The following is a 22,647-nucleotide window of genomic DNA, read 5'->3' as shown; positions in this document are numbered from 1 at the left end:
GTGTCCCTTCGACCCGTGAGCCACGGGTCCGCTCGCTGTAAGATCGCGCGATCTCCCCCGGTCGCTGCCGGGCGCCGCGCGCCCCCAGCCTAACGAACCGCTCGCGTGCAAGGCCCCAACACGGCCGCGGGGTACGACGTCGCTCGGTGCGGCCGCGGCGTCGTCGTCGGGTACGTGCCGCGGGCGGATACAGGGGCCCCACAGGCACCGACGTGCCGTCCGGCGCGCGCTGGCGTCCGCGCCAGTTGTTAGCCTGGACCCATGACGAAAACTTTGCAGGAGTTGATCGACGCGTCGATCTTCCTTTCCACCGAATACCAGGCAGTGCTGGCGGAACTGTCCCAGGGCGCGGAGTGGGACGTGGACTTTTCCGCGCCGTCGTTCACCCTGCAAACCACGCCTCCCGTCACCCTGACCCCCTACCTGCTGGGCACCGAATCGGCGTCCCGCGGGTCCTTCGTGTGGTCGTGGCAGGAGCTCGGGCACTTCAACCCGCGCGTGGTCTCCGCCGCCGTGCAGGCCAAGCAGGCCGGTGAGCGTCACGAGGTCTCCGAGCTGACCACGGACGAGCTGCCCCTCGAGGACGGTCTGGCCCGCCGGTTGACCCTGGCCGCCAAGGCCGTCACGGGTCTCTACGCCCACTACCCCGCGCGCGCCGGTGGCAACATCACGGCGTGGTTGCTGCTGGACGGCCCCGAGTTCGAGCTGCCCCGACTCACGGAGCAGCGCATGATGCAGGTCATCGGGGAGTCCCTGACCACCGACACCGCCGTGGACCACAACCTTGCCGTAGCCAGCTACGCCAAGCTGCGCGGCGCCCACGTAGAGTGGGACACGGACGCCACCTGTGTGGTCACCGTGCACGACGGCGCTCAGCGCTTCTGGTTCGACGACCACCAGATCACGGGCGTGGAACCCGCTGAGCCCTCCGTGGGCGAAGACGAACTGCGCGAGCTCGAACACCAGGCGCAGACCCACCGCGAGGCCCTGCTCGAGGACCGCCGTGCCGCGGTGGCCCAGGCCGAGCAGCTCGGTGAGCAGCAGCGCGTGGAGTCCGCCGAACGCAAGCGGCGCGAGCGTGAAGAAGCCGCCGCAGCGGCGTCGTCCACGTCCGAGCGGGAGGAGCCGCTGCCCAGCGAGCTGTCCCGCGAGGAGATCGAGGCGCCCGAGCCCGAGCAGCCCGAGGGGGACGTGGCCGTCCCCGCGAGCGAGGTGCGGGACCCGGACCGCCCGTTCGACCAGGAACCCACCTCCGGACCCGCCGAGCCGGGTCGCGTGGAGACCACGGTGCTGCCCGGTCCCTCCGGGGATGCGGCCACCGCCGGCCCACAGGCCTCCCCGCACCCCAACACCACGGCCATGTCCCGGATCCCGGACCCCGAGTTCGCCGCGGCCCAACCGGGGATGCAGGACGAGGACGCGGCGCGGGACACGCGCGAACCCACTGCGCCGGAACCGAGCGAACCCGCGACGGAGCAGCCAGTCCTGCGGGACGTCTCCGAGGACACCGTGGCCCGCGAGCGGGCCGAGCGGGAGACGGTGGTCGCCCGCGAGACCGTCGCCGGCCCCGGCGCTGCTGAGGACGACATCTCCGCCCCCGCCGTGGTGGACGGCCAGGAGGTCGAGACCAACGAGCAGGCGGAGAAGAAGGGCAAGAAGAAGCGCGGTTTCCTGAGCCGTTTCTTCGACCTCTGATCGCGAACCGACGCGGCGGTCACCGGGGATAGGATCGGACGGTGACTGACAACGCGACTTCCGGCCCGGGCCCTCACCAGCAGAAGAGGGCCCGGGCCGGTTTCGGCTACGGGTTCGCCGCGTACGGGATCTGGGGGTTGCTGCCCCTGTACTTCGTGGTCCTGGCCCCGGCCACGGCGTACGAGATCGTGGCCCTGCGCATTGTCTTCTCCCTGGTGGTCTGTCTGCTGATGCTGGCCGTGACCCACTCCGTGGGCCGGTTCATCCGGTTGTTCCGGGACGGCTCGGCGGTGCTCGCGCTCACGGTGGCCGGTGTGCTGATCGCCGGGAACTGGTTGCTGTACACGGTCGCCACGACCACGGGGCACACCCTCGAGGCGTCCCTGGGGTACTTCATCAACCCGCTCGTGGCCATCCTGCTGGGTGTCCTGGTGCTGCACGAAAAGCTGCGCCCCCTGCAGTGGACCGCGATCGCCGTGGGTGCGCTGGCCGTGGTGATCATGGCCGTGTTCTACGGCGCGGTGCCGTGGCTCTCACTGGGCCTCGCCTTCACGTTCGGCTTCTACGGCCTGGTTAAGTCCCGCGTGGGCTCGCGCTATCCCGCGCTGATCACCCTCACCGGGGAGACCGCCATGATCACGCCGCTCGCGCTCGTGGCGGTCGCGCTGCTGGGCGCCCAGGGACAGATCACCCTGACCTCCGGGGGCACCGGGCATTTCCTGTTGCTGCTGTCCTCCGGCGTGATCACCGCTGTTCCGCTCCTGCTGTTCGGCGCCGCCGCCGCCCGGCTGCCCCTGAGCACCGTGGGCATGCTGCAGTACATCGCACCGATCGGCCAGTTCATCCTGGCCGTCCTGGTCTTCCACGAGGAGATGCCCCCGGAGCGCTGGGTCGGTTTCGGCCTCGTGTGGCTCGCCGTGGTGCTGCTCGTGCTCGACGCCGTCCGCGCCCCTCGCGCGCCCCGTCTCCCCCGCCGCTGAGCGCACCAGGTCTCACCGCCACTGACAGCACCCGATCCCCCGCCGCTACGCGCACCCGGGGCCCGGAACGAGAAAAGGCCACCCCTGACCAGGGGTGGCCTTGTCTCATGGGACCGTGTGAATCAGATCCGCGACTCGGGAGCCGCGCCGGCGTTCACCCGGGATCCCGGGTCACCATCGGTGGCCGCGCGGTGCGCGGCGTCCTCACGGGAGCCCTCCGACGGGGTGTCGAGCTCGTCGACCTCCTCGGGCGAGCGCTTGATGTTGATCAGGGCGAGCAACAGCCCACCCCACACGGTGACCATGGCCACGATCATCATGACGACGGACATGGTGCTCATGAGAGTTCTCCTTCCGAGCGGCGGGGCTGGACCTGGGCAGACGACCGGCCCGCGGCGTCGCCGACAGGGTCGGTGTGACCCGATCCGGCGTGCGCCCACGGGGCCTGACGCTGCACCACGGTCCCGTCCTCGATGGCGCGCAGGGAGAAGTCCTGGCCCAGTGCGGGGGTGCGGGTCGCGGTGTCCTGGTAGTGGGACAGGGGCTCGTGGCGCGCGAGGGTGCCGCGGTCCACGTAGGCGTCCTGGATGGCGGGGGCGGGGCTCGTGAGGGCCTCCGCGGTGCGCCGGGACCAGGGCAGTCGGGACAGCAGGTAGGCAAAGACGATCAGGGCCACGGCCATCCCCCACCCGAACGTGTTCACGAACCACTGCGGCATGTCGTTGTAGCCCTGGGACACGGTCTCGGTGAGCTGGTCGATGAGGATGTAGCCCAGGATCACCGGGGTCACACCGCCCACCATGATCATCCACGTGCGCCCGAGCTTGAAGGACGAGACCGAGTTGATGTGGTCACGCAGCGTGGGCAACGCCGAGAAGCCCGCGGTGAGCAACAGCACGGACACCAGGGCCGCGGCCACGATGCCGAAGTTGTTCACGAACGCGTCCACGACGTCCAACAGGTTCAGCCCCGTGGTCGTGGGGAAGAACAGCAGGGAGATCGCGGCGAGCGGGATGACCACGATGGCCACGGCCGCGGGGCGCGAGAGCCCGAGCTTGTCGCGGAAACCGGCCACGATGACCTCCACGATGGAGATCAGGGACGTGAACCCGGCGAACGCCAGGGCACCGAAGAACAGCACACCGATCAGCGTGCCGAACGGGGCCTGGGAGATGATGGCCGGGAAGGCGATGAACGCGAGACCGATCCCGGACGTCGCGACGTCGGCGACTTCCGTCCCCGAGGCCGAGGCCATGAAGCCGAGTGCTGCGAACACGCCGATACCGGCGAGGATCTCGAAGGACGAGTTCGCGAAACCGACCACGAGCGCGGAGCCGGAGAGGTCCGAGCGGGGCTTGAGGTAGGACGCGTAGGTGACCATGATGCCGAAACCCACCGAGAGGGAGAAGAAGATCTGCCCGTAGGCCGCGACCCACACGGAGGAATCACCCAGTGCGGACCAGGACGGGGTGAACAGGGCATCCAGACCCGCGGCGGCACCCGGCAGCGTCAGGGCCATGCCCACCATGATCAAGAACATGACCACGAGCAGCGGGATCAACACCACGTTGATCTTCCCGATCCCGTTCTGCACGCCCATCATCAGCACGATCAGCAGCACGAGCCACGCGATGGCCGTGGCGATGAACACCGGCCAGATGAAGTCGAAGCCGATCGTGACCTCGTCCGAGACCCGCATGTAGTCGCTCATGAAGAAGGTCGCGGGGTCGTCCCCCCACGCCTTGCTGAACGAGAACACGGTGTACTGCATGGCCCATCCGATGATCAGGGCGTAGTACACGGCGATCACCACGCAGATGGCCAGCTGCCACCACCCGATGGTCTCGAGTTTGTGGTGCAGCCGTCGGAAGGACAGCGGGGCGGACCCGCGGTAGCGGTGACCCACCGCGTAGTCGAGCATGAGCAGCGGGATACCGGCGGTCAGCAGGGCCACCAGGTAGGGGATGATGAAGGCGCCGCCGCCGTTGTCGAACGCGACGTACGGGAACCGCCAGATGTTGCCGAGCCCCACGGCGGAGCCGATGGCGGCGAAGATGAACATGGTGCGCCCGGAAAATGCTTCCTTCGCGGCGCGACCACGTGTCGTGTCTGTGGACATGGATGAACCTCACGCGGGACGAATCCCATCGGCGCGCACGCGGAAGCCCTCGTGGCGCGCAAGTGGATTACGGATGCGCCAAGCTTACTGAGAACTCAGCCCCTGCGATGCACCACGCCGTGCGCGAATTCGATCAGTGCCGCTTTGGCCACGGAATCGTCGAGCGGTTCGAGGGCCGCGATGGCCTCGTCCGCCCAGTCGTTGGCAATCCGCCACGCCTCCGCAGCCGCGGGGTGCTCGGACACGGCCTCGACGGCGCGGGCCAGGGCGGCGTCGTCGGACAGGTCCCCGTCCACGAGCTCGAGCAGCTCGCGCGCGGAGGCCGCGGCGGCCGGGTCGGAGCCGGCGGCGTCGCGGCGCAACAGCAGGACCGGGAGGGTGTCCACGCCCTCGCGCAGATCCGTACCGCGTATCTTGCCGGAGACGTCCGGGTGGCCGGTGAGGTCGATGATGTCGTCCGCGAGCTGGAACGCGAGTCCTACCTTCTCACCGTAGACGACCATGAGATCCACCACGGAGCGGGGCCCCCCGCCCAGCAGGGCGCCGTACTGACCGCTCGCGGCGATCAACGAACCGGTCTTACCGGAGAGCACCTTGATGTAGTGGGCCACGGGATCCTCGTCCGGGGCGGGACCGGTGGTCTCCTGCAGCTGCCCGATCACCAGGCGCTCGAACGTGGTCGCCTGGATCATGAGAGGTTCCTGGCCCAGGGCGGAGACCATGGCGGAGGCACGCGCGAAAATCATGTCCCCGGTGAGGATGGCCACGGTGTTGCCCCACACCGTGTGCGCGGTCTGCACGCCCCGGCGCATGGGGGCGGAGTCCATGACGTCGTCGTGGTAGAGGGAGGCCAGGTGGGTCAGTTCCACGACCGCGGCGGCCTCGATGACCTCGTCCGTGACCTCACCGGCCACTTCCGCCGCGAGCAGCGTGAGGAGGGGCCGCACCCGTTTACCGCCGGCGTCGAGCAGGTGCCGGGCCGTGACGTCCGCGATCCGGTCCGCGGAGTGCACGGACTCTGCCAGCCGCTGCTCGATCCGATCGAGGCTGCGCAGCATGAGCGGGCCCAGGTGGGAGTCCTGGGCGATGAGCTCGAACCCTTCGGGCAAGCGCAGGGAGTCATTCGGGCGGCTGGGGTCAGTCACGATCCACCACTCTATCGACAATTCAGCTCGCGGGGGTCAGTGCGTCCAGCACCGCGATCGCGCGATCGGTCACAGTCCGGGCGGGCCGGTCCGACAGTTCCGTCATGACCCGCACCGCGAAGCGCATCATGGCCGGGACACTCATCCCCGCCCGTAGGGCCGCGGTGAGGATCGCCGGGTGGCCGATGAGCTCGGCGAGCGCCCGGCCCTGCGTGAAATGGGCCCCCCATTCGGCGCGCACGAGCTGCGGGTAGCGGGCGAGCGCGTTCTCCCGTTGCTGGGGCCCGTTGGCCTCGGCGGCGTCCACGATGCACGACGCCGCGAACAGCGCGGACTCCATGGCGTTGGAGATCCCCTCCCCGTTGAACGGGGACACGAGCCCCGCGGAGTCCCCGAGCAGCATGAGCCCGGGAACGTAGTGCGGGGTGCGGTTGCCGGCCATGGGCAGCGCAGCCGAACCCACCCGGCCCACCTGGTGCTCCGGGTCAAAGGTCCACTCGGCGGGCATGGACGCGGCCCAGTCACGCAGCACCGCGCGGTAGTCGAGCTTGCCGAACGCGGGCGAGGTGTCCAGGATGCCCAGGCCCACGTTCGCGGTGCCGTCCCCCACGCCGAAGACCCAGCCGTAGCCGGGCAGCAGGGAGCGCTCGGGGTCCGTGCCGTCCGCGAGTTCGAGCCACCCCTCCATCCAGTCGAGCTCCGAGCGCGGGGAACGGTAGTACGTGCGCACGGCCACGCCCAGGGGCCGATCCGTGCGCCGGTGCAGACCCGCGGCCACGGCGGTGCGGGTCGAGTTGCCGTCCGCGGCGAGCACGAGGTCCGCGCGGTGCTCCTCCGTCTCGGATGTGCGTCGCCCGGTCGCCGGGTCCATCACGGCTGCCTGCACGCCCACGATCCGCCCGGTGTCATCACGCAGCACGTCCCGCACCGTGCGGTGCTCGATCACGTGCGCACCGGCACGCCGGGCGTGCCGCACCAGGTCCTCGTCGAAACCCGCGCGCGTGCGCACGAGTCCGTAGGACGGGAAATCGGTCAGTTCGGGCCACGGGACCTCCACGGTGCGCCCGGACGCCACGAGTCGCAGTCCCTTGTTGGCCTTATAACCCTCCGCGGTGCCGTGCGGCAAGCCCATGAGCTGCATCTGGCGCACGGCCCGCGGCGTGAGCCCGTCCCCGCACACCTTCTCCCGCGGGTAGCCGCTCTTCTCGAGCACGGTCACCGCGATCCCCTGGCTCGCCAACCAGTACGCCGCCGTGGCACCGGCGGGGCCTCCCCCGCTGATCAAGACCTTCACTGCGCCGCGGCCCTCCGCTTCCTGTGTTCTTCGTTGTGATTTCGGCGCGCCCGCGTGCTGGACGGACCACCCGCCCATTGTGTCATCGCCCGCCGACGCCGCTGTCCCCGCCGTCGCCGCTCCGCCCACGGACTCGGCAGGAAGCCGGGCCGGTCCCGGTCCCACCCGACCGACACCGCCGCGCCCACGCGCGCGTCCTATGCTTGAGGACGATGACACCCGAGTTCCCCGCGCCCCGCCTGAGTGCGCTCACCCTTCCCCTGTCCGAGGTTCCCGCGGCCGCGGAGTTCGCCCGCAACCCGGACGTCCGGCGGTTGCTGGGTAGCGCGGACCCGGCCACGTGGATCATGCGCGGCAAGGGAATCGTCGGCCTCGGTCGCGTGGCGGCCTACCGCGTGCGGGGCGGGACCCGGTTCACCTCCGCGCGCGTGTGGTGGGACGAGCTTCGCCAGGACGCGACCGTGCATGACTCCGTGCAGCGCCCCGGCACCGGTTTGCTGGCCTTCGGGGCGTTCGCGTTCGCGCCGTCCTCCACGGTGGACTCCGGGCTCATGGTCCCCGAGCTCGTGATCGGCACCGACGCCCACGGCGCGTGGCTCACCCTGATCTCCACCGGACCGTCCGAACCCACGGTCGAGGACGTCGACGCCGCGTGGCGTCGCCTCGTGCGCGCCGCACCCGCGGTGGCGCGGCCTGAGGAACCGGACGCAGCGGCGTCGTCGTACCCCACGGCCGTGCCCGGGACCCTGGACGAACAGCGCTGGATGGAGGCCGTCGCGGACGGCGTGGGGATGATCCGCGCGGGGGAGCTCGACAAGCTCGTGCTCGCGCGGGACGTGGTCGTGGACACCGGGCGGCCCATCGAACTCGGTGCGGTGCTGGGGCGGTTGAGCGAACGCTTCGCCACGTGCTGGACGTACTGCGTGCGCCTGGGCCCGGAGCAGGAAGGCTCCGAGCAGGAGGGCCCGGACGACGGGGAGGGTGCGGGCCGGTTGCTTGGCGCGACCCCCGAGATGCTCATCCGGGTGCATCGCGGCACCGCCATGGCCCGTGTGCTCGCCGGGACCCTGGACCGCCAGGACCTGCCGGACGGCGCCAACCCCGAGGACTTCGCCGGTACCGAGCTGGGCGGGTCCGAGAAGCAACAGCGCGAACACCGCTTCGCCGTGGACTCTCTGATCACGGGGCTGTCCCCGTACGCGGATGAGGTCTCCGGCGGCGAGCACCCCTTCATCCTGGCGCTGCCGAACGTGTGGCATCTCGCGTCGGACGTCACCGCGCAATTGCGTGCGGGCGTGGACGGGACCCTGCCCTCGGCCCTCGAACTCGCGGAGGCCGTCCACCCGACCGCCGCGGTGTGCGGGACGCCCACCGAGACCGCCGGGGCCGTGATCGAGGACCTCGAACGCATGGACCGTGGGCTCTACGCCGGCCCTGTGGGCTGGCTCGACGGCGCGGGTAACGGCGAGTGGGGCATCGCCCTGCGCGGCGCCGTGCAGCTGGACGCGCACCGGGCGCGCGTGAGCGCCGGCTGCGGGATCGTGGCCGAATCCGATCCGCGCGCCGAGCTCGCCGAGACCTGGGCGAAACTGCGCCCCATGCTCGAGTCCCTGCCCGCACGGTGGGACCGGGAGTAAAGGGATTCCGGGCCGATCCGGGCACCCCGTAGTAAAATCGCCACGAGTTTCACCCGGAACCCCACATCTCCCCGAGGAGCACACATGTCAACCCTGCGCCGACTCGTTCCCGCGCTCGCCGTCCTCTCCGCCGCAGGCTTGGCACTGACCGGTTGTGAATCGACCTCCGGGGGCGGCTCCCAGGCCGGTGGCTCCGACACGTTCACCGTGTGCACCAACTCTCCGTACCCGCCGTTCGAGTTCGAGAAGGACGGCAAGATCGTGGGCTTCGACATGTCTCTGGGGGACGAGATCGCCAAGGACCTGGGCCGGGAGAAGAACGTGGTGCAGGCGAACTTCGAGACCCTCGAGTCCGGAGCGGCGCTGGACACCGACCAGTGCGATGCCGCCATTTCCGGGATCACCATCACGGACGCCCGCAAGCAGTCCGTGGACTTCTCCAAGCCGTACTTCAACGACCAGATCGCCCTGCTGACCACCAAGGATTCCGGGATCCGCGGCTTCGACTCCGTGGGGGACAAGACCGTGGGCGTACAGCAGGCCACCTCCGGTGAGCAGTTCGCCAAGGACAAGCACCTGAAGACCCAGCAGTTCGAGGACGTGGAGCTCATGTTCCAGTCCCTCGAGTCCGGTGGCGTGCAGGCCGTGTCCGGGAACATCTCCACGCTGTCCAAGCGCGTGAAGGACAACCCGGACCTCGAGGTCGTGCAGACCGTGGACACCAACGAGAACCTGGGCGTGGCCGTGAAGAAGGGCAACACCGAGATCCTCGACTCCGTGAACAAGACCCTGGACCGCATCACGAGCGACGGCACCATGGACAAGATGAAGAAGGAGTGGATGGGCCTGTAGGCTCCACTCCCCGAGAGCAGGACATCCGTGCCGGGCGGTGTGACACCGCCCGGCACGCATATGTGGGCAACCCACGGACAGGGAGACATCCATGGCCATGACCACCCGGCAGCGCGCCAAGCTGTCGCGGGGCATCCAGTACGCCGTACTCGTCGTCGTACTGGTAGCACTCGTGTTCCTCGCGGACTGGAACGTGCTCTACCAGCGCGTGTTCAACCCCGAGGTCGCACTGAACCAGTTCCCCGGGATCATCACCGTGGCGCTGAAGAACACCCTGATCTACACGGTCCTGGGCTTCGTGGTGGGCCTGACCCTGGGTGTGGTCCTCGCGCTCATGAAGCTCTCCTCCGTGGCGCCCTACCGGTGGATCGCGACCCTCTACATTGAGTTCTTCCGCGGCGTGCCCGCGCTGCTCGTGTTCCTGGCCCTGGGCTACGGCATCCCCCTGGCCTTCGGCTTCCGCTTCAACCACTACGTGACCGTGATGATCGCGCTCGGCGTGGTCGCCGCCGCGTACATCGCCGAGTCCCTCCGCGCAGGTCTGCAGGCCGTGCCCCCGGGGCAGTACGAGGCTGCCCGCTCCCTGGGCATGTCCCACACCCGCGCCATGGTCACGATCGTGATCCCCCAGGCCCTGCGCATCGTCCTGCCGCCGCTGACCAACGAGGTCATCCTGCTGACCAAGGACTCCTCCCTGGTCTATCTGCTGGGCATGGGCGTGCAGCAGTACGAACTCACCAAGTTCGGCCGCGAAGGCATCTCCGACGCCGGCGCCGGGCTGACCCCGCTCGTCGTGGCCGGCATCTGCTACCTAATCATCACCGTGCCGCTGGGGCTTCTGTCCCGCCACTTCGAAACCAAAACCGACCGGGTCAAGAAGTCCTAGGAGCTCCCAGTGTCCACTTCCGCAGCCTCCCCCGATCCCGCATCCTCCGACCCGTCGGCGACCCCCGGGGCGGATCCCGCCCGGGGTTCCCAGCACGACGCCGCCTCTACTGCACGTCCCAGCTCTGCCGCGACCGGTCCGGGCCGTTCCGCTGCCCCGTCCCCGGGTGCATCTCGCGCGTCCTCCGACGACGCCGCTGCCGCGTCCGACCGGGGCCACTCCGGTTCCGCCGCGGTGCACGTGCGCGAGCTGCACAAGTCCTACGGGGACCTCGAGGTGCTGCGCGGGATCGATCTGGACGTGGCCACAGGTGAGGTCGTGTGTCTGATCGGGCCCTCCGGTTCCGGCAAGTCCACCCTGTTGCGCTGCCTCAACCTCCTGGAGTCCCCGCAGTCCGGGACCATTTCCGTGGGCGGGTTCACGGTCACGGACCCGGATCTGGACGTGGACGCCATGCGCCGCCGCGTGGGCATGGTGTTCCAGCAGTTCAACCTGTTCCCCCACCTGAGCGTGCTCGAGAACTGCACGGTGTCTCAGGTCAAGGTGCTCAAGCGCTCCAAGGAGGAGGCCAAGCGCATCGCCCTGGCGAACCTGGAACGCGTGGGTCTGGAGGCCAAGGCCGGCCAGCGGCCCACCCAGCTCTCCGGCGGTCAGCAGCAGCGCGTGGCGATCGCCCGGGCGCTGTCCATGGACCCCGATCTGATGTTGTTCGACGAGCCCACCTCCGCTCTCGATCCCGAGACCGTGGGCGACGTCCTCGCGATCATGCGCCAACTCGCGGATGACGGGATGACCATGCTCGTGGTGACCCACGAGATGTCCTTCGCACGCGACGTCGCCGACCGCGTGGTGTTCATGGACGGCGGCGTGGTCGTGGAACAGGGCCCCGCCCGCGAGGTCATCGGCTCACCCCAGCACGAGCGCACCCGCACGTTCCTCTCCCGGGTCCTCAACCCCACCACGGTGGACACCCCGGAGTAATCCGCCCGTCGACTCCCGTGAAACGGGGGCCCCGCCCCCGTGATCCCGCAGCAATGGGCGGGGCGCTCGACGCCGCGTGGAAGCACACGACGACGGCGCCGCTATTCGGGGAAGAACAGCGGCGCCGTCGTGGTGGAACACGGGTGCCGAGCGGGTGCCCGACCGGATCGGTGGATCAGACGCGATCCGTGACAGGGATGTCGGTGGCGGGCCCCGGGATGTCCTGGGTCTCGAGGCTCTCCTCGGCCTTGGCCTTGGCCTGTTCCACCGTGCGCTGACGCGGCACGAGGATGGTTACGAGCGCACCGAACAGGGCCACGGCACCGAAGATGTAGAACGCGGTGGCACCTCCCAGGTTGGCGGCCAGGCGCCACCCGCCGATGAGTGGGCCGAAGATCCCGCCCAGGCGGCCGGAGCCCCAGGCCACGCCGGCGGCACGTGCTTGGTCGTGTAGTAGTTGGACGTGAAGCCGTAGATCAGCACCTGGGTACCCAGGGTGCCCCCACCGGCGATCGCGATGACGATGAACAGCACCGGCAGCGGGAACGCGAAGGTCATGAGCGCCAGGGTGATGGCCGCGAGCACGAACGTGGTGGCCACGATGCGTTGCGGGCCCGAACGGTCCGCGAGCTTGGAGGCGAGCATGCCGCCGATCACCGCGCCCGATCACGACGTCATGAGCGGCCCCTGCGGGAGGCGATGAACCGCGGTCAGCCCCGGTTCACCATCCCGGAGGGCCGCACCGAGATCACCTCGACCTGAGAATCCCGCGTGGCGTCCACTGCCGTGCGCACCGCCGCGGCAATCTGCTCGGGGCGGATCCAGTCCTCGGGGTGGTACTCGTTGCCCATGTACGCCTGCAGTTCCTCCTGCATGTCCGTGGCCACGCGCCCCGGGTGCACCGAGCTCACGCGCACGCCGTTCTCGCGTTCCTCCTCACGCAGCGCGTCGGTCAGGGCGCGCAGGGCGAACTTGGTCCCGGAGTACAGCGCCGCCGACGGGCCCGAGGTGAACCCCGAGCCCGAGTTGATGGCCACGACGTCACCGCCGGCCACGCGCAGCTGGGGCAGGGTCAACCGGGTCAGCTGGGCCACGGAGATCACGTTGACGTCGAAGATCCGCTCCCACTGCTCCCGCGTGGCCTCCTCCACCCGCGCTTGCGGTGCGATCCCGGCCGAGTGGACCAGCACGTTGAGCCCCTCGAACTCGTCCCGCAGGGGTTCCCACGCCGCGGCGACCTCCTCGTCCGAGCTCACGTCCGCGGTGAACGCCCGGGTCCCCGGACCCAGCCCGGCGAGTTCGTCGCGGACCCGCTGGACGTCGTCGGCGGAACGTCCGCCCACGAAGACGATGTGGTCCCGTGCGAGGTCCTGCACGATGGCCCGGCCGATGCCGCGGGTGGCGCCCGTGACGAGCGCGGTGCGGACGGTGGTCGTGTGAGTGCTCTGCTCAGTCATGACGCCATGCTAACGAGCGCCCCGGACACCATGGGCGGCGCATACGGCCGCGGCCGGCCCGGGACGGTACGCACGGCGCACGGTGAAAAACATGTGAGCGCCGAGTGGCATTCACTCCCCCGCGCGATGCTCCCGTTCGGAGGGCTCGCCCTCAAGGTACTCCCGCACCGCTCGCGCACCGGCGTCCCTGGCGGCCACGTTGAAGTCCCGCAGGCTCTGCCGGTCCAGTGTGACCTCGATGACCCGCCGGCCGGCCACGGGTGCGGCGAGCGCGGCGGCGAGTTCGATCGCGGTGTCCGCGCTCACGTACTGGACCCCGTACGCCGCACACAGCTCCGCGATCCCCACCGTGTGGGGGGTTCCGAAGAAGCGCTCCACGGTCGCGGTGTAACGCGGGTCCCGGCCCAGGTCCCCGTGTTCCAGGGTCTGGAAGATCCCGCCGCCGGAGTCGTTGACCACGATTATGTGCAGGTCCGGAACGCGTTCGCCGGGTCCCAGGAGCAGTCCCCCGGCGTCGTGCAGGAACGTCAGGTCCCCCATGACGGCACGCACGGGCCGCCCCGTCCCCAGTCCCACGCCGTGCGCGGTGGCCACGGTCCCGTCGATCCCCGCGAGCCCGCGGTTGGCGATCACCGCCAAGGGCCCCCGGGCGCGGGCCACGAGATCCAGGTCCCGAACGATGTTGGAGGACCCCGCCACGAGTACCGACCCGTCCGCGCACGCTGCGTCCCACACCGCCCGCGCAACGTGCAGGCGCGTCAGCGAGGGTTGGTCGTCCGCGAACCGCAGCACCGCGGCGTCGGCGGCGGCTCCCGCCTCGCGCCACGCCTCGAGCCACCCGGGTTCCGCGGGTCCGACGGCGCTCGCTGCCTCCTCGAACGAGCCCGCCGCGTCCTCGGGGCGCCTGCCGTGCTCGAACCACGGGGCGGGATCGGGTCGCACGGCGATCACCCGCACGTCGGGGCGCTTGAGTAGCGCCGAGACACGGCGACTCAGGGTCGGGCGGCCCACGAGGATCACCGAGTCCACGCGCTCACCGAGGGGTGAGTCCAGCACGCTCTCGTAGGACGCGATGGCGGCCTCTCCCGCGCGCGCCTGGGACGAGGGTTCGGCGAGCAGGGGCAACGAATGCTCCAGCGCGAAACGCTCGGTGGTAGGCCCCGCGCCGTCGCCGGCAAAGATGAGGGGATGTGCGGTGCCCGCGGTCGCCGAGGGTGCCGAAGACTCAGAGTCGGAAGACACCCGCCGCGCGGCATTGGAACGCATATCCGCGCCGTCGGCCTCGGAAGTCACACGCACGGGCTCGTTCCATGGCGCCGACTCCGTGATTCGCACCGACTCGGCGGGCGGGAGGAACGGCTCCAGGAGCACCGACCACGGGTGCACCCGGATCCGCGCGGCACCCCCGGAACGCACGGGCCGCACCTCACTCGCGAGGTCGCGGGCCCAGCTGCGCAGGTGACGGTGGTCGTCGTTGCACACGGGGTACAGCGGATCACGCAGGGCCACGTTCACATGCACGGGTCCGGGCGGATCCTGCTCATCGCCGGGAAGGGCGGCCAGGATGTGATCGAGCAACGATTCCACGTCCTCGCACTGCTGCGGCCATGACAACTGCGGATCGTCCGGGGGTAGCAGGTCCACGGCCGCGCGCACGAAGTTGGCGAACATCCCGGGTTGCCGCGTGGTCTGGTTCGCGCCGGTGCCGCGCAGTTCGGGCGGGCGGTCCGCGCTGAGCACCACCAGGGGGACCCCCGCGTGGGAGGCCTCCATGACCGCCGGGAGCAGCTCACCCACGGCCGTCCCGCTCGTGGTCACCACGGCGCACGGCAGGCCCGTGGAGCGGGCGATGCCGAGGGCGGTGAAGGCGGCGTCGCGCTCGTCGATCCGCACGTGTACCGACAGTGCACCGCTGGCCTGCGCTGCGGCCGCGGCATATGCCAGCGGCGCGGAACGCGACCCCGGGGACACCACGAGGTGTTCCATCCCGCGCATCGCGAGGGCGCGCAGGACGGCGGTGGCCGAGACGAGGCTGGGGCTGATCACGCTCCAGAGCGTATCGACCGGCACCGACACGCACAGCGGCCCCGGTGCCACGCCGTCGTCGACGACGTGGACCGGGGCCGCAAAGGTCACTCAGGGACGGCTCAGATGGCCCACTCCCCCGCGTCCGCGCGGAGGTTACCCAGCACACCCGGGGTGTTGACGCTGTTGTCCTGCACCATGCCCGCGGCCTGCGTGCGACCGGACTGTGGGTCGATGAGCAGGAACGAGCCCAGCGCGTGCGACTGCGTGTACGCAGTGGTGAACAGCGGTTCGGCCACGCGCACGGTCACCCGGCCGATATCGTTGAGCTCGAACGACTCCACCGATTCCGCGGCGAGGCTCTCGAGGTTCAGCCGCCCGTCGAGCGAGCCCACGATCCCGCGCACCACGCGCGTGGTGTGCTTGAGCAGCACGCGCTGGCCCTCGCGCAGGGGCTTCTCGTCGTCGAGCCAGCACACCACGGCCTCCACCGACTTGGTGCCCGACGGCGCCCCGGCCGGTTCCGCGATCAGGTCACCGCGCGTGATGTCGATCTGGTCTGCGAGCGTGAGGGTCACGGACTGCCCGGCCACGGCGTACTCGGCGGGAGCCCCGGCCACGTCGATGCGCTCGACCGTGGTGGTGCGCCCGGCCGGTTGCACGGCGACCTTGTCCCCCACGGCCACCGAACCGGAGGCAATCTGGCCCGCGTAGCCGCGGTAGTCCACGAACTCCGGGGACAGTGCGGCGGACTGCGGGCGGATGACGCACTGCACGGGCAGCGCGAACCGTTCCGCCTGGGTGAGCTCGGACGAGTCCGGGAGGTTCTCGAGCCAGCTCAGCAGGGACGGACCGTCGTACCACGGGGTGTCCTGGGAGGCCTCGACCACGTTGTCGCCGCGCAGCGCGGAGACCGGGATGATCCGCAGGTCCAGCACACCCAGTTCGTCCGCGAGTTCGTGCAACTGTCCGCTCAGTCCCCGGAACGCTTCTTCCGCATCGGGCAACAGGTCGATCTTGTTGACTGCGACGATCAGGTGCGGCACTCCCAGCAGGGCCCCGACAGCCAGGTGGCGCCGGGTCTGCTCCATGATCCCGTGGGTGATGTCCACGAGCACGATCAGCGCGTCCGCGGTGGAGGCACCCGTGACGGTGTTGCGCGTGTACTGCACGTGCCCCGGGCAGTCCGCGAGGATGAAGCTGCGCGCGGGCGTTGCGAAATAGCGGTAGGCGACGTCGATCGTGATGCCCTGCTCGCGTTCGGCCCGCAGCCCGTCCGTGAGCAGCGCGAGGTCCGCGGCGTCCAGGCCGCGGGACTGGCTGACCCGTTCGATCGCGTCGAGCTGGTCCACCAGGATGTTCTTGGTGTCGTGCAGTAAGCGGCCCACGAGCGTGGACTTGCCGTCGTCCACGCTGCCAGCCGTGGCGATCCGCAGCAGGCTTGCTCGGTTCTCGGTGCTCATCTCTAGAAGTAGCCCTCTCGTTTGCGGTCCTCCATGGCGGCCTCGGACACGCGGTCGTCCGCGCGGGTGGCCCCGCGTTCGGTGAGGGTGCTGGTCATGACCTCAGCCAGCACCTCCTCCGCGGTCGTGGCCGGGGACTCCACGGCACCCGTGCAGCTCATGTCACCCACGGTGCGGTAGCGCACGGTGCGCTGCTCCACGGTCTCGTTCTCCCGCGGGCTCACGTACTCACCCACGGCGAGCCACATCCCGTCGCGGCTGATCACGTCCCGCTCGTGGGCGTAGTACAGCGGGGGCAGGTCGATGCCCTGCTCGGTGATGTAGGACCAGATGTCCAACTCGGTCCAGTTGGACAGGGGGAACACCCGCACGTGCTCACCGGGGCGGTGGCGCGTGTTGTACAGGCTCCACAGTTCGGGGCGCTGGTTACGCGGATCCCACTGGCCGAACTCATCGCGCAGGCTGATGATGCGTTCCTTGGCGCGGGCTTTCTCCTCATCACGCCGGGCGCCGCCGTAGACGACGTCGTGCTTGCCCTCCGTGATCGCGTCCAGCAGGGGAACGGTCTGCAACTGGTTGCGGGTGCCGTCCGGGCGCTCAGCCAGGCGGCCGTCGTCGATGTAGTCCTGGACCTTGGCGACCTCCAGACGGATCTTCAACCGCTCCACGGTGCGGTCCCGGAACTCCAGGACCTCCGGGAAGTTGTGCCCGGTGTCCACGTGCAGCACGGGGAACGGGATGGGGGCCGGCCAGAAGGCCTTGGCGGCCAGGTGAAGCATGACCACCGAGTCCTTGCCGCCGGAAAACAACAGCACGGGGCGCTCGCCCTCGGACGCCGTCTCGCGGAAGATGTGGATGGACTCGGCCTCGAGACGCTGCAGCTGGGAGAGTGTCACGGACTCGGAGGTGGTCGTGGTCATAGGTGGATCCCGCATTCTGTCTTGCCCACACCGGACCAACGACCGGCGCGGGGGTCTTCTCCGGGCGCGACCTTGCGCGTGCACGGTGCACACCCGATGGACGGGTAGCCCTGGCCCAGCAACGGGTTGACCACCACGAGGTTCTGCTCGGCGTAATCGACCACGTGGTCGAAGCTCCAATCCACCACAGGGTTGAGCTTGACCATCTGGTGGTGCTCATCCCACTCCACAGGCGCGGCGTTCGCGCGGTGGGGTGTCTCCTCGCGCCGCAGCCCGGTCACCCAGGCCTCGTAGCCGGCCAGGGCCTTGTCCAGCGGCGCGACCTTGCGCATCCCGCAGCACAGGCCCGGGTCACGGTCGTGGAGCTTGGGACCGTACTTGGCGTCCTGCTCGGGCACGGTCAGCTCGGGCAGCAGGGTCCGCACGTTCACTGGCCAGTCCGAGGCGAAGCGATCGCGGGTCTCGAGGGTCTCCGGGAAGTGGTAGCCCGTCTCCAGGAAGAGCACGTCCACGTCCTTGACGTGATTGCTCACCAGGGCGGGGACCACGGTGTCGGAGGCCATGGAGCACGCGACCGCGAGCTTCTTCCCGAAGGTCTCGGCGGCCCACGCGAGCACCTCGTCCGGGTCCGCATCCCGCAGTCCGAAGCGCTGCTGCGCCTCCTCGACGAGCGCCTTGAGCTCCTCGACGGAGCGGGTGCGTCCGGGGGAAGCGGCCGCGGGGTCCTGCTCGATGGTCGTGGTGTGAGCGGACGACGACGACGCGTCCGCCGCGCCGCTGTTGCCTGCGGTGTCGGTCCTGGTCATTTCAGTGAATCCTCCTGGGCGTTCAGGGCCCACTCGGCGAAGCTCTGGTGAGCCTCGCGCTCGTCGAGGAACGTGCGGGTGACACGCTCCACGTAGTCGGACAGGTCATCTGCGGTGATCTTCAGCCCGCGCACGGTGCGACCCAAACCGCCCTCCTCGCGGTCCGGGGAGGCCAGGCCGCCGCCCAGGTGCACCTGGAACACGTACTCCTCACCGATGTACTGGCCCTTGAGACCGATGTCCGCGGTCTGGATACGCGCGCACGAGTTGGGGCACCCGTTGATGTGCAGGGAAATGGGGGTGGGGATCTCCACATCCTGGAGGCGCTGCTCCATGTCGTCGATCACCCGCGCGGCAAGACCCTTGGTCTCCACGAACGCGAGCTTGCAGAACTCGATCCCGGTGCACGCGATCGTGGACCGGCGGAACGGGCTGGGCTTGGCGTGCATCCCCCACGGGCGCAGCGCCTCGATCAGGGAATCCACGTTCTCCGGGGCCACGTCCAGCACCAGGACCTTCTGGTGCGGGGTCAACCGGATCCGGCCGGAACCGGCGGCCTCGGCGGCGTCGGCGAGCGCCACGAGGGCGTCACCGCTCAGGCGACCCGCCGTCAGCGCGAAGCCCACGTACTTCTTGCCGTCGTTCTGCTCATGAACCCCCACGTGATCCGCGTGACCCACGGCGCGCTCGGGGGCGGGACCGTCCGGCAGCTCGCGACCCAGGTACTCGTCCTGGAGCACCTGGCGGAACTTCTCCGGGCCCCACTCGGCGAGCAGGAACTTCAACCGGGCCTTGGTGCGCTGCTTGCGGTAGCCGTAGTCGCGGAAGATCGCAGTGACCCCGGCCCACACGGGCACGACGTCCTCCGGCGCCACGAAAGCACCCAGGCGCTCCCCCAACCGCGGGGACACGGACAGTGCACCGCCCACCCACAGGTCGTAACCGGGACCGAGTTCCGGGTGGTTGACCCCCACGAAGCTGACGTCGTTGATCTCGTGCACCACGTCCAGGGTGCGGCTGCCGGTGATCGCGGTCTTGAACTTGCGCGGCAGGTTCACGTAGTCCGGGTTGCCCACGAACTCTGTGCGCAGCGCCTCGAGCTCGGACGTGGGATCGATGATCGGATCCGCCTCGACGCCCGCCACGGGGCTGCCCAGGAACACGCGGGGGGTGTCACCGCACGCCTCGAGGGTCGTGAGCCCCACCGAGTCCAGGCGTTCCCACATCTCGGGGACGTCCTCGATGCGCAGCCAGTGCAGCTGGATGTTCTGCCGGTCGGACACGTCCGCGGTGCCGCGCGCGAAATCCCGGGAGATGCCACCCAGCACGCGCGTCTGCTCCGTGGTCAGCTGTCCGCCGTCTAGGCGGATGCGCTGCATGAAGTACTCGTCCGAGAGCGATTCGGCGTCCAGCTTGGAGGTCGACGCACCGTCCACGCCCTGCTTGCGCTGCGTGTACAGGCCCAACCAGCGGAACCGCCCGTGGACGTCGTCCGCGGGGATCGAGGCGTACCCCGTCTTGGAGTACGTGTCGATGATCCGCTGCCGGACGTTGAGCGAGTTCTCCTCCGCTTTGAACTCCTCGTTGTGGTTCAGCGGCGTGCGGCCGCTGACCTTCCACTGACCCAGATCGGTGCCCTTGCGGGGTCCGCGCACGCGGCCGGACGCCGCGGCGGGGGCCTTGTCCTGGGTGTCGGCGGAGGGTGTCATGGGTGCTCCTTGGGTGAGGGGGAGGCAAGTCGCTCCAACGTACCGAGCGAGCCCTCAGTGCAGCGATTCACCGTCACAAACACGTCACATAGCCGGCCTTCCCCCTGGTCACCCGCGGGTACAGGCCGACGTCGCTCGGCCGACACCGCGGCGTCGTCGCCCGCTGTGCCCGGGCACGACGACGCGGGCGGAACCGCGGTCCCCGCGATCCCGCCCGCGCATGCGTGCGGTGGTGCTACGAGCTCAGCCCTCGAAGGACTTGGGCGCCTGGCGAGCGCGGCGCTTGAGCTCGGCATTGCTCTTGCCCTGGTACCCGCGGTACTTGGGGCCGTTCTTGCCGTTCTTGCGGCGCTTGTCCTGGTTGCGGCCCTTACCCGGCTTGTCGCTCACGCCACCGGGGAACTCGGGCTGGTCCTCGCGGTTCTTGTGGAAGACCTGGACCACCGCGGGGCGCGGCATGGAGAACTCGCCGGCCCCGGCGCGCGTGGGCAGGACGTAGTCGGGGAAGTACGAGCGGGGCTGCTCGAACGTGCCGTCCTCACCGGGGTGCTGCACGGCCACGTAGACCATGCCCTCGGTGTCGTGGATCACGGGACCGCACGTCTCCGCGTCCTGCGGCACGGCCAGGAACTGCTGCACGCGACCGCGATTGGCACCCTGGAGGTCCACCTTGAACAGACCGTCGTTGTAGCCGATCTTGGAGGGCGCACCGTCCGTGGAGATCCACAGGTTGCCCGCCTTGTCGAAGGCCACGTTGTCGGGGCACGAGATCGGGGAGACCTTTTCCTTGGGGAACCCCCCGAAGTACGTCCCCGAATCCTTGGTGGGGTCACCGCACACGAGCAACAGGTTCCAGTCGAAGCGCGTGGCCTGGGGCCGGTTATTGCGCTCGGTCAGTTCCAGGATGTACCCGTCACGGTTGCCGGTGCGGGGATTGGCCTCGTCCACGTCCGCCTTGCCGGGCTTGCCGCGATCGGAGTTGTTGGTCAGCGCCGCGTACACCTTGCCGGTGTGGGGGTTGGGCTCCACATCCTCCGGGCGGTCCATCTTGGTGGCGCCGGCCTTGTCCGCGGCGAGGCGGGTGTAGACCAGGACCTCCTCCACGGACATGCCGCGGACCATGGACTTTCCACCCTTGAGCAGGGGCAGCCACTCGCCGGTGCCGTCGAACTCGCCGTCGCGGGGCAGCTGGCCCGTCCCAGTGATCTCGGGGGCCTGGGAGTTGCCGCGCAGCCGGGCCACGTAGAGGTCGCCCTCGGAGAGCAACTTCATATTGTGGGCCTTGTCGCCCTTGCGGTATTTGCGGGACGAGACGAACTTGTAGATGTACTCGAACTTCTCGTCGTCACCGGAGTACGCGACCACCGTGCCGTCGTCACCCACGCGCACGTTCGCGCCCTCGTGCTTGAAGCGGCCCAGCGCGGTGTGCTTGATGGGCGCGGAGTTGGGGTTCTGCGGGTCGATCTCCACGATCCAGCCGAAGCGGTTGGGCTCGTTCTTGTACCCCTCGATCCGGGCGTCGAAGCGCTTCTCTACCTCGGGCCAGCGGCGGGACGGCATGGTCGTGGGGAAGCCGTAGCGCTTCTCCTCGGCGGTGCCGGAGGTGATGAAGTACTGGTGCACGTTCTCCTCACCGGAGAGCACCGTGCCCCACGGTGTCACACCGCCCGAGCAATTGTTCTGGGTGCCCAGCACGCGCTTGCCGGTGGGGTCGTCCTGCGTCTTGAGCAGATCGGACCCCGCGGCGGGCCCGTCCATCACGAACGTGGTGGTCAGCGTGATGCGACGGTTGCGAGCGCCACCGCGCACATAGGTCCACGGCTCCCCCACCTTGGTGCGGGAGATCTCCACGACCGACATGCCGTGCGCCTGGATCGCGGTCTTGACCATGTTGGTCAGGTTGGTCTTGTCGTAGCCCGCCGGGAACATGGTGTTCTCGTTGGTGTACTCGTGGTTGTTCACCAGCACGCCCGTGAGCCCGTTCGGGTCCGGGATGATGTCCAGATAGTCCGAGTTGAACCCGAACTGCTTGGCTTGCGCTTCGGGGGTTTGGTTCTTGGGGTCGAACTCCGGGGAGTCGTAGAACAGGGGGTCACCCCAGCGGATGATGGGCGACCAGTCGTAGCCCTTGGGCACCGAGAGGTCGTCCACGGTCATGTCCACGGGCTTGATGGGCGTGAAGTCCAGGCGGGCACGGCCCTGACCCCAGTAGGCGTAGGTGGCCTCGGCCGGCTGGGCGGTCGCGGCGACCACACCCACGGTCACGGCCCCGGCCATCCCCAGACCCAGGGCGGCACGGCGGCTGACGGCTGCGGAGATGACGTCGTGCACGTACTCGTTGCCGGATGTGTTCGCGTCCGGGGTCATGCACTGGCTACCGCACTTGAGTTCACACGTGAGCGGGCTTCGCTTGCCGTTGACGTGGCCCAGCATGGGCAACAGGCGACGGCGTTCGGGCGCTTGGGTCATGGCGTGGCTCCCTGGGTGGGACATGCGTTGATGCATGTCAGCGAGTGGTTCCGCTGCTCAGCCCACCATCACGGCGTGATCGCCAAGCAACCACCGGGCGAACGACGGGTTAATTGCGCGTCCGTCACGGACCACCTTCGGGGCCCCGCGCGCCGCGTGCCGCATTGTGGCGACTTTGGGTCCCGGGCTGCATACAGGGGCGGGTTTCA

19 protein-coding genes are annotated in these 22,647 nt (G+C 69.5%); 6 read left to right on the top strand and 13 right to left on the bottom strand.

Annotated elements, in window-relative coordinates:
* Positions 1-261 precede the first annotated feature (261 nt).
* Positions 262-1,695 carry a DUF6882 domain-containing protein gene (locus B3I25_RS11000; RefSeq protein WP_144931520.1) on the top strand — a complete coding sequence of 478 codons (1,434 nt, stop codon included), beginning with the start codon at positions 262-264 and terminating at the stop codon, positions 1,693-1,695.
* Between the two features lie 41 nt (positions 1,696-1,736).
* A complete protein-coding gene (rarD, locus tag B3I25_RS10995) occupies positions 1,737-2,675 on the top strand; it encodes an EamA family transporter RarD (RefSeq protein WP_064846696.1) in 939 nt (312 codons plus the stop codon).
* Between the two features lie 122 nt (positions 2,676-2,797).
* On the opposite strand, the gene B3I25_RS10990 is transcribed toward rarD, so the two are convergent.
* The 4 genes from B3I25_RS10990 to B3I25_RS10975 form a co-directional block, all read right to left on the bottom strand.
* A complete protein-coding gene (locus B3I25_RS10990; RefSeq protein WP_064846695.1) occupies positions 2,798-3,016 on the bottom strand; it encodes a methionine/alanine import family NSS transporter small subunit in 219 nt (72 codons plus the stop codon).
* Positions 3,013-4,794, bottom strand: a complete 1,782-nt coding sequence (locus tag B3I25_RS10985) for a sodium-dependent transporter (RefSeq protein ID WP_286739053.1) — start codon at positions 4,792-4,794, stop codon at positions 3,013-3,015. Before B3I25_RS10985 ends, B3I25_RS10990 begins: the two co-directional genes overlap by 4 nt.
* 95 nt (positions 4,795-4,889) lie before the next feature.
* Entirely contained in the window at positions 4,890-5,852 is a 963-nt protein-coding gene (locus B3I25_RS10980) for a polyprenyl synthetase family protein (RefSeq protein ID WP_286739229.1), read from the bottom strand.
* A gap of 109 nt (positions 5,853-5,961) precedes the next feature.
* Entirely contained in the window at positions 5,962-7,233 is a 1,272-nt protein-coding gene (locus tag B3I25_RS10975; protein WP_286739050.1) for a geranylgeranyl reductase family protein, read from the bottom strand.
* Between the two features lie 212 nt (positions 7,234-7,445).
* On the opposite strand from B3I25_RS10975, the gene B3I25_RS10970 reads away from it, so the two are divergent.
* The 4 genes from B3I25_RS10970 (at position 7,446) to B3I25_RS10955 (ending at position 11,589) form a co-directional block, all read left to right on the top strand.
* Complete coding sequence (locus B3I25_RS10970; RefSeq protein ID WP_286739048.1) at positions 7,446-8,870, top strand: isochorismate synthase; 1,425 nt, start codon at positions 7,446-7,448, stop codon at positions 8,868-8,870.
* Positions 8,871-8,954: 84 nt separating this feature from the next.
* Positions 8,955-9,722 (top strand): ABC transporter substrate-binding protein, encoded by a 768-nt coding sequence (locus B3I25_RS10965; protein ID WP_286739045.1) that lies wholly within the window; start codon positions 8,955-8,957, stop codon positions 9,720-9,722.
* Between the two features lie 91 nt (positions 9,723-9,813).
* Entirely contained in the window at positions 9,814-10,608 is a 795-nt protein-coding gene (locus B3I25_RS10960) for an amino acid ABC transporter permease (RefSeq protein WP_064846689.1), read from the top strand.
* 234 nt (positions 10,609-10,842) lie between these two features.
* The gene (locus B3I25_RS10955; protein WP_064846722.1) at positions 10,843-11,589 is read left to right on the top strand and encodes an amino acid ABC transporter ATP-binding protein; all 747 of its coding nucleotides are present in this window, start codon (positions 10,843-10,845) and stop codon (positions 11,587-11,589) included.
* 175 nt (positions 11,590-11,764) lie between these two features.
* Here B3I25_RS10955 and B3I25_RS10950 read toward each other — a convergent pair whose 3' ends face one another.
* The 9 genes from B3I25_RS10950 to B3I25_RS10910 form a co-directional block, all read right to left on the bottom strand.
* On the bottom strand, positions 11,765-11,908 hold the full coding sequence (locus tag B3I25_RS10950; protein ID WP_179861276.1) for a hypothetical protein: 144 nt from the start codon (positions 11,906-11,908) through the stop codon (positions 11,765-11,767).
* Complete coding sequence (locus B3I25_RS10945; protein ID WP_286739041.1) at positions 11,884-12,234, bottom strand: hypothetical protein; 351 nt, start codon at positions 12,232-12,234, stop codon at positions 11,884-11,886. The genes B3I25_RS10950 and B3I25_RS10945 overlap by 25 nt, the downstream gene beginning before the upstream one ends.
* A gap of 65 nt (positions 12,235-12,299) precedes the next feature.
* A complete protein-coding gene (locus B3I25_RS10940; protein WP_131332420.1) occupies positions 12,300-13,046 on the bottom strand; it encodes an SDR family oxidoreductase in 747 nt (248 codons plus the stop codon).
* Between the two features lie 111 nt (positions 13,047-13,157).
* Positions 13,158-15,092: a 2-succinyl-5-enolpyruvyl-6-hydroxy-3-cyclohexene-1-carboxylic-acid synthase gene (menD, locus tag B3I25_RS10935; protein WP_286739037.1), complete on the bottom strand. Its 1,935-nt coding sequence runs from the start codon at positions 15,090-15,092 to the stop codon at positions 13,158-13,160.
* A gap of 101 nt (positions 15,093-15,193) precedes the next feature.
* Positions 15,194-16,534 (bottom strand): sulfate adenylyltransferase subunit 1, encoded by a 1,341-nt coding sequence (locus B3I25_RS10930; protein WP_286739036.1) that lies wholly within the window; start codon positions 16,532-16,534, stop codon positions 15,194-15,196.
* A gap of 2 nt (positions 16,535-16,536) precedes the next feature.
* Complete coding sequence (cysD, locus tag B3I25_RS10925) at positions 16,537-17,469, bottom strand: sulfate adenylyltransferase subunit CysD (RefSeq protein WP_035960192.1); 933 nt, start codon at positions 17,467-17,469, stop codon at positions 16,537-16,539.
* Entirely contained in the window at positions 17,451-18,260 is an 810-nt protein-coding gene (locus B3I25_RS10920; RefSeq protein WP_242670598.1) for a phosphoadenylyl-sulfate reductase, read from the bottom strand. Before B3I25_RS10920 ends, cysD begins: the two co-directional genes overlap by 19 nt.
* Positions 18,257-19,969, bottom strand: a complete 1,713-nt coding sequence (locus B3I25_RS10915) for a nitrite/sulfite reductase (RefSeq protein WP_064846686.1) — start codon at positions 19,967-19,969, stop codon at positions 18,257-18,259. The genes B3I25_RS10920 and B3I25_RS10915 overlap by 4 nt, the downstream gene beginning before the upstream one ends.
* A gap of 243 nt (positions 19,970-20,212) precedes the next feature.
* Positions 20,213-22,438 carry a PhoX family protein gene (locus tag B3I25_RS10910; RefSeq protein ID WP_098054820.1) on the bottom strand — a complete coding sequence of 742 codons (2,226 nt, stop codon included), beginning with the start codon at positions 22,436-22,438 and terminating at the stop codon, positions 20,213-20,215.
* Positions 22,439-22,647: the final 209 nt, after the last annotated feature.

This window comes from Kocuria sp. UBA1838 (assembly GCF_002338785.1).
GTDB lineage: Bacteria > Actinomycetota > Actinomycetes > Actinomycetales > Micrococcaceae > Kocuria > Kocuria marina.
This window is presented reverse-complemented; position numbering and strand designations above follow the sequence as displayed.

Excerpts from the sequence above, each read along its gene's own strand:
- B3I25_RS10980 (WP_286739229.1), bottom strand. The coding sequence starts at position 5,852 with ATGCTGCGCAGCCTCGATCGGATCGAGCAGCGGCTGGCAGAGTCCGTG.
- B3I25_RS10915 (WP_064846686.1), bottom strand. The coding sequence starts at position 19,969 with ATGACACCCTCCGCCGACACCCAGGACAAGGCCCCCGCCGCGGCGTCC.
- B3I25_RS10945 (WP_286739041.1), bottom strand. The coding sequence starts at position 12,234 with ATGCTCGCCTCCAAGCTCGCGGACCGTTCGGGCCCGCAACGCATCGTG.
- B3I25_RS10965 (WP_286739045.1), top strand. The coding sequence starts at position 8,955 with ATGTCAACCCTGCGCCGACTCGTTCCCGCGCTCGCCGTCCTCTCCGCC.
- B3I25_RS10920 (WP_242670598.1), bottom strand. The coding sequence starts at position 18,260 with ATGACCAGGACCGACACCGCAGGCAACAGCGGCGCGGCGGACGCGTCG.
- B3I25_RS10930 (WP_286739036.1), bottom strand. The coding sequence starts at position 16,534 with ATGAGCACCGAGAACCGAGCAAGCCTGCTGCGGATCGCCACGGCTGGC.
- B3I25_RS10960 (WP_064846689.1), top strand. The coding sequence starts at position 9,814 with ATGGCCATGACCACCCGGCAGCGCGCCAAGCTGTCGCGGGGCATCCAG.
- B3I25_RS10970 (WP_286739048.1), top strand. The coding sequence starts at position 7,446 with ATGACACCCGAGTTCCCCGCGCCCCGCCTGAGTGCGCTCACCCTTCCC.
- B3I25_RS10990 (WP_064846695.1), bottom strand. The coding sequence starts at position 3,016 with ATGAGCACCATGTCCGTCGTCATGATGATCGTGGCCATGGTCACCGTG.
- B3I25_RS10940 (WP_131332420.1), bottom strand. The coding sequence starts at position 13,046 with ATGACTGAGCAGAGCACTCACACGACCACCGTCCGCACCGCGCTCGTC.
- cysD (WP_035960192.1), bottom strand. The coding sequence starts at position 17,469 with ATGCGGGATCCACCTATGACCACGACCACCTCCGAGTCCGTGACACTC.
- B3I25_RS11000 (WP_144931520.1), top strand. The coding sequence starts at position 262 with ATGACGAAAACTTTGCAGGAGTTGATCGACGCGTCGATCTTCCTTTCC.
- B3I25_RS10985 (WP_286739053.1), bottom strand. The coding sequence starts at position 4,794 with ATGTCCACAGACACGACACGTGGTCGCGCCGCGAAGGAAGCATTTTCC.
- B3I25_RS10910 (WP_098054820.1), bottom strand. The coding sequence starts at position 22,438 with ATGACCCAAGCGCCCGAACGCCGTCGCCTGTTGCCCATGCTGGGCCAC.